General features: G+C 61.7%; 12 protein-coding genes and 1 pseudogene. 8 read left to right on the top strand and 5 right to left on the bottom strand.

Annotation, left to right across the window (positions count from 1 at the left end; all coding sequences use genetic code 11):
- Positions 1 to 32: 32 nt before the first annotated feature.
- From ABWI03_RS12410 to ABWI03_RS12395, 4 genes are all read left to right on the top strand, one after another.
- The gene (locus ABWI03_RS12410) at positions 33 to 1,262 is read left to right on the top strand and encodes an acyl-CoA dehydrogenase family protein (RefSeq protein WP_298779143.1); all 1,230 of its coding nucleotides are present in this window, start codon (positions 33 to 35) and stop codon (positions 1,260 to 1,262) included.
- Positions 1,262 to 2,074: an SDR family oxidoreductase gene (locus ABWI03_RS12405; RefSeq protein ID WP_003945582.1), complete on the top strand. Its 813-nt coding sequence runs from the start codon at positions 1,262 to 1,264 to the stop codon at positions 2,072 to 2,074. Before ABWI03_RS12410 ends, ABWI03_RS12405 begins: the two co-directional genes overlap by 1 nt.
- 76 nt (positions 2,075 to 2,150) lie before the next feature.
- A complete protein-coding gene (locus ABWI03_RS12400; protein WP_095970970.1) occupies positions 2,151 to 2,822 on the top strand; it encodes a TetR/AcrR family transcriptional regulator in 672 nt (223 codons plus the stop codon).
- Between the two features lie 11 nt (positions 2,823 to 2,833).
- Positions 2,834 to 3,982: an acetyl-CoA C-acetyltransferase gene (locus tag ABWI03_RS12395; protein WP_298779147.1), complete on the top strand. Its 1,149-nt coding sequence runs from the start codon at positions 2,834 to 2,836 to the stop codon at positions 3,980 to 3,982.
- A gap of 54 nt (positions 3,983 to 4,036) precedes the next feature.
- Here ABWI03_RS12395 and ABWI03_RS12390 read toward each other — a convergent pair whose 3' ends face one another.
- Entirely contained in the window at positions 4,037 to 4,354 is a 318-nt protein-coding gene (locus ABWI03_RS12390; RefSeq protein WP_124568850.1) for a DUF4333 domain-containing protein, read from the bottom strand.
- 95 nt (positions 4,355 to 4,449) lie between these two features.
- Positions 4,450 to 5,850 (bottom strand): cytochrome P450, encoded by a 1,401-nt coding sequence (locus ABWI03_RS12385; RefSeq protein ID WP_283376571.1) that lies wholly within the window; start codon positions 5,848 to 5,850, stop codon positions 4,450 to 4,452.
- A gap of 95 nt (positions 5,851 to 5,945) precedes the next feature.
- Here ABWI03_RS12385 and ABWI03_RS12380 point away from each other — a divergent pair, with 95 nt between their 5' ends.
- Positions 5,946 to 6,533, top strand: a complete 588-nt coding sequence (locus ABWI03_RS12380; protein ID WP_124568848.1) for a TetR/AcrR family transcriptional regulator — start codon at positions 5,946 to 5,948, stop codon at positions 6,531 to 6,533.
- Positions 6,534 to 6,580: 47 nt separating this feature from the next.
- Here the strand turns inward: ABWI03_RS12380 and ABWI03_RS12375 are convergent, their stop codons facing one another.
- Together ABWI03_RS12375 and ABWI03_RS12370 are read right to left on the bottom strand one after the other, a co-directional pair.
- Entirely contained in the window at positions 6,581 to 7,591 is a 1,011-nt protein-coding gene (locus tag ABWI03_RS12375) for an ABC transporter substrate-binding protein (protein WP_298779151.1), read from the bottom strand.
- A gap of 81 nt (positions 7,592 to 7,672) precedes the next feature.
- Positions 7,673 to 8,551, bottom strand: a complete 879-nt coding sequence (locus ABWI03_RS12370; protein WP_298779154.1) for a bile acid:sodium symporter family protein — start codon at positions 8,549 to 8,551, stop codon at positions 7,673 to 7,675.
- A 132-nt stretch (positions 8,552 to 8,683) separates the two neighbouring features.
- On the opposite strand from ABWI03_RS12370, the gene ABWI03_RS12365 reads away from it, so the two are divergent.
- From ABWI03_RS12365 to ABWI03_RS12355, 3 genes are all read left to right on the top strand, one after another.
- Positions 8,684 to 8,956: a DUF2277 domain-containing protein gene (locus ABWI03_RS12365; protein WP_003945457.1), complete on the top strand. Its 273-nt coding sequence runs from the start codon at positions 8,684 to 8,686 to the stop codon at positions 8,954 to 8,956.
- Positions 8,957 to 8,961: 5 nt separating this feature from the next.
- Positions 8,962 to 10,383: an alpha/beta hydrolase gene (locus tag ABWI03_RS12360; RefSeq protein ID WP_298779159.1), complete on the top strand. Its 1,422-nt coding sequence runs from the start codon at positions 8,962 to 8,964 to the stop codon at positions 10,381 to 10,383.
- 141 nt (positions 10,384 to 10,524) lie between these two features.
- The gene (locus ABWI03_RS12355) at positions 10,525 to 10,779 is read left to right on the top strand and encodes a hypothetical protein (RefSeq protein WP_298779162.1); all 255 of its coding nucleotides are present in this window, start codon (positions 10,525 to 10,527) and stop codon (positions 10,777 to 10,779) included.
- 490 nt (positions 10,780 to 11,269) lie between these two features.
- Here the strand turns inward: ABWI03_RS12355 and ABWI03_RS12350 are convergent.
- Positions 11,270 to 11,596 (bottom strand): annotated as a pseudogene (locus ABWI03_RS12350) (transglycosylase family protein); the annotation flags it as partial.
- Positions 11,597 to 11,919 lie beyond the last annotated feature (323 nt).

Here is an 11,919-nt window from a genome sequence, read left to right as displayed (position 1 = left end):
CTAGCAAGTGCTTGGTAGGTTATCTTACATATGTGGACCAGAGCGAGAGCCCGGACGGGCAGATGACGGACGACGAGTTTGCGGCCACGGTCGCGCAGTGGTTGGCCGAGAACTTGACGGGCAAATTCGCCCAGCTCAAGGGTAAGGGCGGCCCCGGCAGTGAGCACGAGTTCTTCGAGCAACGACTCGAGTGGGACAAGCACCTCGCAGCGTCGGGGTGGACGTGCCTCGGGTGGCCGAAGGAGTTCGGCGGGCGGGGAGCAAGCATCTCCCAGCAGGTCATCTTCCATCAGGAGTACGCGAAGGCCGGTGCGCCCGCTCGCGTCAGCCACATCGGTGAAGAGCTGCTCGGCCCGACGCTGATCGCGTACGGCACCGACGAGCAGAAGCGCCGATTCCTTCCTGGCATCAACACGGTCAGCGAACTGTGGTCGCAGGGCTACTCCGAGCCCGGCGCCGGTTCCGACCTCGCGAACGTCTCCACCACCGCGCGCCTCGAAGACGGCAAGTGGATCATCAACGGCCAGAAGGTGTGGACCTCACTCGCTCACGTCGCGCAGTGGTGCTTCGTGGTCTGCCGCACCGAGGTGGGCTCCAAGCGTCACCAGGGGTTGAGCTTCCTGCTGGTCCCGTTGGATCAGCCCGGTGTGACAGTTCGGCCCATTCAGCAGCTCACCGGCACATCGGAGTTCAACGAGGTCTTCTTCGACGACGCCGTCACCGACGCCGATCTCGTGGTCGGGGAACCCGGCGAGGGCTGGAAGATCGCGATGGGGCTGCTCACCTTCGAGCGCGGTGTGTCCACGCTCGGACAGCAGATCGGATTTGCCCGCGAGCTCCAAGGCGTCGTCGACCTGGCGAAAGCCAATGGCAGTGAACAGGATCCGCACATCCGCGAAAAGATTGCCCGCGCGTGGGTCGGACTGCGCGTGATGCGCGCCCACGCGATGCGTACTCTCGACGCGGTCGACGCCGGAACCGGTGGCGGAGAGGCGTCCGTCGCAAAACTGTTGTGGGCCAACTGGCATCGTGATCTGGGACAGCTGGCGATGGACGTGCAAGGTGCGTCGTCGTTGGTTGCACCGTGGGCCGATTCCGAAGGCAATGCCTCGGACATCACCGATCCCGAGCATCTCGAGCTCGACGAGTGGCAGCGCCTCTTCCTCTTCACCCGCGCCGACACGATTTACGGCGGCTCCAACGAAATTCAGCGAAACATCATTTCCGAGCGCGTGCTCGGTCTTCCCCGAGAGGCTCGTTAATGTCTGACACCAAAGCCGCGTCCCCGCTTTCCGTTGCGCCGGAGGAAACCCCGGGCCACGGACTGCTCGCGGGCAAGAAGGCGATCATCACCGCCGCAGCCGGAACCGGCATCGGCTTCTCGACTGCACGCCGGGTGCTTCTCGAGGGCGGCGATGTTCTCGTCTCCGACTTCCACGAGCGCCGGCTCGGGGAGACGGTGGAGAAGCTGAAGGCCGAATTCCCCGGTCAGCAGGTCGAGTCGATCATCTGCGACGTGTCCAGCACCGAGCAGGTCGACGCGCTGTTCGTCGGCGCGGCCGAGAAGCTGGGGCGTATCGACATCGTCGTCAACAACGCAGGCCTGGGCGGTGAGACTCCCGTCGTCGACATGACGGACGATCAGTGGGATCGCGTTCTCGACATCACCCTCAACAGCACCTTCCGTTCGACGCGCGCCGCGCTGCGGTACTTCAAGAGCGTTCCGCACGGCGGTGTTCTGGTGAACAACGCGTCCGTTCTGGGTTGGCGGGCGCAGCATTCTCAGGCGCACTACGCCGCAGCCAAGGCCGGCGTCATGGCACTGACTCGGTGCAGCGCCATCGAAGCAGCGGAGTACGGAGTCCGGATCAACGCGGTCTCGCCCTCCATTGCGCGTCATGCGTTTCTGGCGAAGGTCACCAGCGAGGAACTGCTCGACCAGTTGGCTTCCGGTGAGGCCTACGGCCGCGCCGCGGAGGTCTGGGAGATTGCAACGGTCATCGCGATGCTCGCCAGCGATTACTCCACCTACATGACCGGCGAGATCGTCTCCGTTTCTTCGCAGAGGGCCTAGCGTCCCCGTGCGCGGTTAAGGAGTCCCTGGACTCGCTGACCGCGCACAGGGGAGGGCCCTGGATAGGATTGAATACATGACGCCACCTCGAAATTCCGACGAATCAACCGGCAAGTCAGGGCGCCGCGACGAACTGCTCGAGATCGCGGCCGGGCTGTTCGCCGATCGCGGAGTGCGCGCGACGACGGTCCGCGATATCGCCGACGCCGCCGGGATCCTCTCCGGCAGTTTGTATCACCATTTCGATTCCAAGGAGTCGATGGTCGACGAGATCCTGCACCAGTTCCTCGACGAACTCTTCGGAAAATACCGCGAGATCGTCGCGGCGGGGTTGGACAGTCGCGCGACGCTCGAAGCTCTGGTCGTGACTTCGTACGAGGCCATCGACGCCTCACATTCGGCTGTTGCGATCTACCAGGACGAGGTCAAGCACCTCGTCGGGAACGAGCGCTTCGCTTACCTGGCCGAGCGCAACACCGAGTTCCGGGACCTGTGGGTCGGCGTCCTCGAAGCCGGCGTCGCGGACGGGACCTTCCGGTCCGACATCGACGTCGAATTGGTCTTCCGCTTCATGCGCGACACCGTGTGGGTCGCGGTTCGCTGGTACCGCCCGGGTGGATCCCTCTCGGCTCACGCCGTCGCGGCTCAATATCTCGCGATCGTGCTCGACGGGCTATCCGATCCGGCAACAACTTCAGACGCTATTGCTGAATCAACTTCAAGAACTATTGCTGCACAACGAAACTAGGAGCTAACGCTATGTCCGAGGTTTACATCGTCGACGCCATTCGAACACCGATCGGCAAGAGGGGCGGCGCGCTGTCCGGCGTGCACCCCATCGATCTCGGTGCGCACGTCGTCAAGGCACTGGTCGAGCGCACCGGTATCGATCCCAGTGACGTCGACGACGTGATCTTCGGTTGCGTCGACGCCATCGGCGGCCAGGCCGGCAACATCGCCCGCATGTCCTGGCTCGCAGCGGGATTCCCGGAGCACGTACCCGGTGTGACGGTCGACCGTCAGTGTGGTTCGAGCCAGCAGGCAGTGCACTTCGGTGCTCAGGCCATCCTGTCGGGCACCGCGGATCTGATCGTTGCCGGCGGCGTTCAGAACATGAGCCAGATTCCGATCTCGGCAGCGATGATCGTCGGTCAACAGTACGGATTCGACACGCCGACTTCGGGTTCGGTCGGTTGGACCGAGCGTTACGGTGACCAGGAAGTCTCGCAGTTCAAGGGCGCCGAAATGATCGCCGAGAAGTGGGACATCAGCCGCGAAGAGCTCGAGAAGTGGGCACTGCAGAGCCATGAGCGCGCCAAGGCTGCAATCGCCGCGGGTCGTTTCGACAACGAGATCGTCGCCATGGGTGACGCGACCGTCGACGAAGGACCCCGCGAGACCAGCCTCGAAAAGATGGCGACGCTCAAGGTTCTCGTCGAAGACGGTCGCATGACCGCAGCGGTGGCAAGCCAGATCTCCGACGGCGCGAGTGCGCTGCTGCTGGCGTCGGCGGAAGCGGTGGAGAAGTACAACCTCAAGCCCCGCGCCCGGATTCATCATCTCAGCGCTCGCGGCGACGACCCGATCTTCATGCTCAGCGCGCCGATCCCGACCACGAAGCATGCTCTCGCGAAGGCCGGTCTGAGCATCGAGGACATCGACCTCGTCGAGATCAACGAAGCTTTTGCCCCGGTCGTCCTGGCCTGGATCAAGGAAATCGGCGCAGATCCGGCCAAGGTCAACGTCAACGGCGGCGCGATCGCACTCGGCCACCCGCTCGGCGCGACCGGTACCAAGCTGATGGCGACGCTGCTCAACGAACTCGAGCGCACCGGCGGTCGTTACGGCCTGCTGACCATCTGTGAAGGTGGCGGCACCGCGAACGCGACGATTATCGAGCGGCTCTGACGCCTTGCTGTGCGCCTTTATTAACCGCGGGCGGTTAATAAAGGCGCACAGCAGTTAGTTGTTCGGCACATCCGCGACCTTGATATCGAAGTTCGCACTTTCACCGTCAACGCTGGTCACGGTAGCTGTGACGTCGTATTCGGTGCCCTGCTCGGTCAGGATGCACGTGATCGATGCGCCGACTTCGGCGTCGAGGTTCTCCGGACACGTCACGTCGTCGGGTGGCTCGCCGATCTTCTCCGCGAGTTGAGTGGAGATCTGACTTGCGACTTCGGACTTGTCCACTTGCGGCGTCCCGACGCTTGCCGAGCACGCTCCCGTGGCCAATGCCGCCGAGAGTAGAACGATTCCAACTGCAGGCCTCTTTGCCATGTGAACTCCCAGAGTGCGCCGGTGCTTGCTGCTGCCAACTGGGATTACCGCATTCGGGACTGTTCAACCGACTTACTCGGCGCAGTTTTCCGAGGTCAGCGTCGGCGGACCGTCAAGTTGAAGCCTTCGGGCATCAGGGTGAGCCGTTCGGCTACCTTCAACTCGTAAGCCGGATCAGCTTCGATCGTATATTTCTGCAAGATGGTGCCCAATACGAGGACCGCTTCGTGAATGGCGAATTGTCTTCCGATGCAGGCACGTTCACCGGTCCCGAAGGGTTTGTACACGTGCGCCGGCCTGGCTTTGATGTTGGCGGGCAAGAATCGATCCGGATCGAACGCCTCGGGATCGTTGCCCCACACCGGATCGCGATGAAGTGAGGGGATGAGGACGAGCATCCAATCACCCTTCTTCATCGGATACTTGCCGACGAGCGTGGTGTCTTCGAGTGCCGCGCGGCCGTAGGCGGGAGCGGTCGGCCACAGACGCAACGATTCGTCGAGGACGCGTCGCACATATCGAAGTTTCGCGATCTTCTCGAAGGCGGGTTCCTCACCCTCCCACACCTTGTCGACCTCGGCTCGAGCCTTGGCCAGCACCTCAGGGTTTTGCGAGAGGTAGTAGAGCGCGAACGACAATGCGCCGGAGGTGGTTTCGTGTCCGGCGACAAGGAAGGTCACGACCTGGTGGCGGATGTTCAGTTCGTCGATACGGTTGGGATCGTTTTCGCGTGCCGCCCGCAGCATCAGTTCGAGGAGATCTTCAGGCCCCGGTTCGGTACTTGTCCGCCGGGCACGGATCACTTCGTCCACAACCTCGGCCATGTACGCCTTGCGGACCTCGTCACGTTGATCAGCGCGACGAGCGAGCACTCGCCCGAGGGCGGTCGACTTCAGGAACGTCGTGCGTTGTGAATGGGAGAGTGCGCCGACCATCGCCTTGACGAACGGATGCTGCTCTTCACGTTCGAAAGAGTCGAACGAGTAGCTGAATCCAGTGCGTCCGATGGTCTCCAGTGTCAGCTTGGTCATGTCAGCGGAGACGTCGACGGGGGAGTCACTTTCACGACTGTCCCAGTGGTCGACCAACTCGCCGGCCACGTCGAGCATGGTGCGGTGGTACGAGCGCATCGCAGTCTGGCTGAACGCCGGTGCCAGGAGATTGTGCGCCTTGCCCCAGTTGGGCTCGTGGTTGTACGCCGTGAACAGTCCGTCGCCGCCGATTCCGCGTAGCGCTTTGACCCCGGGTGCGAGGTGTTTCGCGAACCGGGACTCGTCGGACAGTTCTGCCACCATGTCCGCGCCCGAGGCGAAGACGAAGCGATTGCCCAGGACGTTTCTTTCGAAGATCGGCCCGAGTTCTCGGCCGATGCTCACGGAGTTCTGCAGAGGCGTCCGGATGTTGATCCCGAGGACGTCGCCGAGAACTGGCAGGCGCCACGCCGGATGCGGGATCCGAGCATCGGTCGTCGCCTCTGGAGTGGTGTCGACGCTCATGATGTGTCCCCCGGGTGAGATCGCTTACTGAATTGGTGTCTAGTACGCAAAGTACGCCTTACTGAATCGGTGTCAAGTAGTAATCTGACTTGCCTATGGTTGCACCACGAAAACGCCTGGACCGAGAGCAGCGGCGCACGCAGTTGCTCGACATCGGCGCGCAACTTTTTGCCGACCGCTCGTACGAGGACGTGTGGATCGAAGAGGTTGCCGAGATTGCGGGCGTCTCGCGAGGGTTGATGTACCACTATTTTCCGACCAAGCGAGACTTCTTCGCCGCAATCGTCGAGCGCGAATCGCAGCACCTGCTCGAGGTGACCGCACCCGACGCGTCGCTGCCGGTGCGCGAACAAGTGGCAGCCGGGTTGGATGCGTACTTCGCGTACGTGAAGTCGCACAGCAGGGGAGTGCGCGCCATCAACGTGGGCACGCTCTCAGCCGAGGCCGGCATCCGAGCGATCGTCGAACGGGAACTCGAACAGCAGCAGATTCGAATCCTCGACGCACTGGAATTCGAGGGCGAAAAAAGACAGATCGCTGCCGTCGCAGTGCGGGGATGGATCGCTTTCGTCCGGGCCGTCTGCCTCGACTGGCTCGATCAACCTTCGATACCGCAGGAAGAGTTGAGAGTGATCTGTCTGCGGACCCTCTCCGGAGCATTGGGTATCGACCTCGAAACGTGAAATGCCGACCGCTCGGGAGCAGCCGGCATCTCTACGAACAAGTCCGACTAGTCGAGCGTCGAATAGAGTTCGTCCCAGCCTTTGGCGACGTACGTGTTGGTGTAGATGGATCCGTAGTACGTACTGCCGTGCAGAACGGTGACGTTCCCGGACTGCACGGCTGGAAGTCGTTGCCACAACTTGTTGTCCGAGAGCTGATCGAAGGTGGTGTCGCTGCTGTCGGTGACGGAAACCATGAACGCGTCGCAATCGCGAAGGCGATCCATCTCCTCGATGCTCAGCCGTCCCTGATTGTCGAAACCGGTTGTGTTCAAAGTTCTTCCGCCGATGTCGGCGAGCGTCATGTCGGTGGGTTGGCGATTCTTCTTGCCAGTTTCCTCCGACACGGGAAGGCTGTCGATGTAGATCGTGGCCTTGTCCGGACTGTAGGACAAGCTTGCGACGGTCTTTCCCGCGATCGCCGAAGCGTGTCGAGAGCGAATGTCGGTGATCAGAGCGTCGTAGTCGGTGTTCAGGCGATCCATGGTGGGTGTTCGACCCAACCAATCGGAGAGGCGGGTTAGGTTCTCCCGCCACGTTTGCTTCGATTCGGTCGTCAGGACAGGAGCGATGGCTTGAAGCTTTGCAGCGGGCCAGTACTCGTTGTCGGCGTTGACGCAGATGATGAGATCGGGTGCGAGTCCGAGGATCTGCTCCAGATTGGGCTTGTCGCTGAGGTATTCGGCCGAGCCGTCGATGGGAACCCACTCGGTGGCGGGTGAGATGTTGTATCCGAAGACCGGTAGTTCGAGGGCAATGGCGAGCTCGAGGTCGGTTCGGGCGTCGACGGCCAAGACCCGCTTGGGGTTGGTCGGTATGTCGTAAGTTCCCAACGGCGTGGTGACGGTGCGCATTTGAGCATCATCAGGGGCATTTGAACCATCGCTGGAACTGCAGGACGACAGAATTGTTGCTACTGCTGCCAGCCCGGCTCCGATGCCGAATTGGCGACGGGTCAGTGCGTCGACTAGTTCTTGCCAGGCGCGTTCGTCCGGCACGGTAGGTGTGGTGGTCAGCATTTTTCGATACCCTTCGGTCTGAGTCCGTATCGATCGTAGGGTCGGCGATACCAGATCACCTATATCGAAAACCGCCTTATCTTAGTCGATTTCGGCCATTGTCCGTGACTTGCGGGTAATAGTGGCGCCGAAGGCCGCGGCGAGCGGGAACATCAGAACGCCGTACACCGCCGCCGGTACTGCCAATTGCACATTGTCGAGAAGACTGACGGCGATGGTGATCGCCAGCGTGCTGTTGTGGATGCCGATTTCCATGGAACTGGCGATGGCTTGTCGGTCCTCGATGCCGAATATCCGGGGAACGACGTAACCGATCGAAAGGCTCAGCAGACAGAACAACGCAGCGACGGCGCCGATGTCGACGAGATAGTCCGCGATGTTCTCGCGTTCGGATACAACCGTTCCGACGATCACCAGTGCCAGAACCACCGCAGATCCGATGCGGACGGGCTTGTCCATGCGCTCGGCAAAGGCGCTCGAGCGCAATCGAACCCACATTCCGAGGGCGACAGGAATCAGTACGACGGCAAAGACCTGAAGTACCTTTGTGAACTGCAGTCCGAGGGTGCCGTCCGCGTCTTCGGGTTCGAAGTACCCCAGCGCGAAGTTGGTGATCAGCGGAAGGGTCACCACCGCAATCACCGAATTGACCGCAGTCAGTGTCACATTGAGAGCAACATCGCCGCGGAACAGATGGCTGAACAGGTTTGCCGTCGTCCCGCCCGGTGATGCGGCGAGAAGCATCATGCCGACGGCGAGCAGAGGGTCGAGGTCGAACAACGTGACCAGGCCGAAGGCCGCAGCCGGGAGCAACAACAACTGACAGATCAGGGCAATCGAGACGGCTTTCGGCGCTTTTGCCACGCGGGCAAAATCTCCGACCGTCAAGGAAAGCCCGAGGCCGAACATGATGATGGCGAGTGCGGCGGGTAGGCCGACGGAGGTGAGTGCAGAGTCCATGAGTTAGTGGCTACTTCCAGTCACTGGGGGAATTTCACTGAAACTACCGTGATGCCCGAATCTGCGTGGCAGTTTGGATACATTGATGTATCGAACCGTGACGGCGTCGGTGAGCAGGGTTATCGTCGAATTATGTGCCGAAACATCACTGAACTTCGTGGACTCGAGCCCGCAGCTACGCCGGAGGAGATCGAGGCAGCCTCTCGCCAATACGTACGTAAGGTGAGCGGGATAGCCAAGGTGTCCGACGCCAATCGAGACGCCTTCGAGCAAGCGGTGCGTGAGGTAACCGAAACGACGACACGCCTGCTCAGCGCCCTGCCGCCTCGTAGGCAGCCGCCGCAGACCGTCCCGCCGTTGCGTCGCCCGGAAGTACAGGCTCGGATCGCTGCTCGTTCGTCCTGACCCGAGTGGATCTCACAGATATCGACGTATGGGACGTCGAAGCCTTGGATCAGCTGTCCGCTGGGTTGGAAGGCGTTCTGGTCGCTCACCGCGTCCGCGACATCCGTCGACGACTGACCACTCTGCGCAAAGAAGCCGTCGCCGACGACTTGCATATTCGTCAGGACGGAACCGTCTCTGCCGTTGCGCCCATCGCCGACGGTCACCCGCTCCACGTGCACGCCCAGTTGCTCGAGGTTGCAGTGCGAGAACTGATCGGTGAGGCATTGCTCGTCAGCGCGGATCTTCATCATGCGTTGTCGCTGCGGTCCCAGGTCGGCACCGACCTCCGTGACAAAGCTGTGCGCGTGGGGGAGGAGTGGCGAGCGTTCAGCCCTGATCGGCAGCGTCAGATGTTGCGCCATGCACCCGATCTGATCGCCAACCTCGACGGAATTCCTGCAGCGGTTCGCAGTCCTGCCAATCTCGATCGGATTCAATCGGAACGAGCACGGCTGCAAGATGATTCGGTGCGAATCTCGCAAGAACTTCACCGAGAGTTCTTCGGCGGCAGACTGAGCAACACCGGGGCCGGCCAGTGGTACGCCGAACGTAAACTCGAGGATTTGGACGCGCTCGACGAGTTGTTCCATGCCGAACCTTGTCGACGATTGCTGCTGATGGACATGCGCTCGGGTGAACGAGGCTTCGCCGCAATTGCGATCGGTGATCCGGACACCGCGGATCACATCTCCGTGACGATTCCTGGATTGAACACCAACGTCAAGGACTCGATGCGCGGAATGGTCAGCGAGGCAACACGATTGCGAGCCGAGGCGATGCGCCAACTCGAACTGGCCGGCCGAAGGGAAAGCGTGGCCACCATCGCCTGGATCGGATACGACGCGCCACAGGTGATCGGGCCTGGAAAGTTCGACATCGGTCGGGCCAGCTTCGACGTCAGTCGATCGTCCAAAGCAGGCATAGCCGCCGACGCATTGGGCAGCTTCTTTCACGGCCTTCGTGCTGCGTCGGTCAACGACCGCGTCCACATCACAGCGCTGGGCCATTCCTACGGATCGCTCGCGACATCTCTTGCGCTGCAGCGCGGAGCAAGCGCAGCAGTCGACGACGTGGTGTTCTACGGTTCACCCGGCGTGCGGGCCAAGGTGGAATCGGACCTCGGTATCGCCGACCGCCACGTCTACGTCATGAAAGCGGAAGGCGACAGCATCGCGGGGTTCGGTCGTTTCGGCGGCGATCCGACGCGCACCGAGTTTCATCGGTTGTCCACGGCTGAAGGAGTCACCCCGGACGGGGTCAAACACGAGCGGGCTTTCGGGCATGCGGAGTACGCGAGGACCGGGGACAACGGAGAACTGCGGATGTCCGGCTACAACCTTGCGGTTGTGGTTGCAGGGTTGCCGGAGTTGGCCGTTATGGCCTGACCTGCCGCCTTACAGTGGCACTCATGCATCTGAGGCATTCGGCCAGGGGGTTGGTCGTTGACGACCAGTCCCGTCTTCTGCTCTATCGATTTCATCGCACCCGGGGGCGGGCTGACGGTCTGGTGTCCTCCGGGCGGAGGCTTGGAAGGAGACGAAATCCCGTCCGAGGCGCTCGCGCGCGAACTGGACGAGGAGATCGGCTTGCGCGACTACGGCGCCGCCACCCACGTGTGGCATGAGGAGATCCGTGATCCGACAGTATTGCCGGGTTGGGACGGTGCGATCAACGACTACTTCCTCGTGCCGGTGGAGGCTGCATTCGAGCCCTGTGGGTCGTTGGGGGCGCGAAGCGCTTGCCGCCGAGTTTGTCGAGCACTTCGAGTGGTGGAGCGTTGACCGCCTTCTGTCACACGAAGGTCGAGAAGTGTTCGGGCCACGAGATTTACCCGACCGCTTCGCCCGCCTGGTCAAGGATGGGCCACCGAGTTCGCCGGAACGGTTTGTTCGGTCGTTGTAAGGGCTGCGAGGCAGTGGTTGCAATCGAGCCTTTGGGCATCGAAAGAGGGCTAAGCTGGGGTTATGGAGCACTATGTGCGCAAGGAACCCATCCCGTACGCGTCTACGGCGGCGCCGGTCACTTCGGGTAGCCGGGTCCGACGGATGCTCCAACGATGGTGGATGCGGCTTCGTAGGTTGATGGGTGACAGTAAGGCCAGCCGGTACACCTCGCTCGCGCCGCGGCATCCTGATGGATCACGCACTGACGTAACTTCTTTCAACAGCAGTGGCAGCGGAAGATAACTGTCGGTTGAAAGACACTGCCCGGTGTTCGTCGAGAATTCGACGAACACCGGGCAGTGACGCATTACGTGAGCTGGAATCAGCGGAGGTACTGTCCGCAGACCGGCCACGCGCCGGCGCCCTGACCGGCGAGGACGTTTTCCGCGACGCGGACCTGTTCTGCCTGGCTGGCGTTGGCGGCACTGCCCGCTCCGCCGTAGGCTTCCCACGTGCTCTGGCTGAACTGGAGTCCGCCGTAGTAGCCGTTTCCGGTGTTCGCAGCCCAGTTGCCCGAAGATTCGCATTCTGCGACACCCGACCAGTCGTGGGTGGCTGCAGATGCGGTGCCGGCGGTCAGTCCGACGGCTCCGGCTGCGAGAGCTCCGGCTGCGGCGACAGAGGCAAGGGCACGGGTAACGGTGGTCTTGGTCATTTTTTGTAAATCCTCTCGAGTCCCGCCGACGGAGGACGGTGACCGTCTCAGCTCCGCTCCCACCACTAGGAATGTTGTCGAGTCCGAACCGCGGGGTGGGACGGGCGGTGGCGATTCGGTAATGCCCGGTTGATCGGGCTGTCACCAACCATAAGAGATGATTACGGATTGGTCACGGGTCGGCGTGTCGACACATGTTTGTGCAACAGAAATGCATCAAAGAGTGTTTTCCCAGGTCGCGTTGCGATACGCCACCTCTCATGGCGTTACATAAACGAGATAAAGTGTGATGCAAGTCACTTCAAAAGCGCCTCGACGGCGTC

The sequence above is a fragment of the Rhodococcus baikonurensis genome, assembly GCF_040489275.1.
Classification (GTDB): Bacteria; Actinomycetota; Actinomycetes; order Mycobacteriales; family Mycobacteriaceae; genus Rhodococcus_F; species Rhodococcus_F baikonurensis.
The sequence above is the reverse complement of the archived record's forward strand: the minus strand, read 5'-3'. Positions and strand labels throughout refer to the sequence as shown.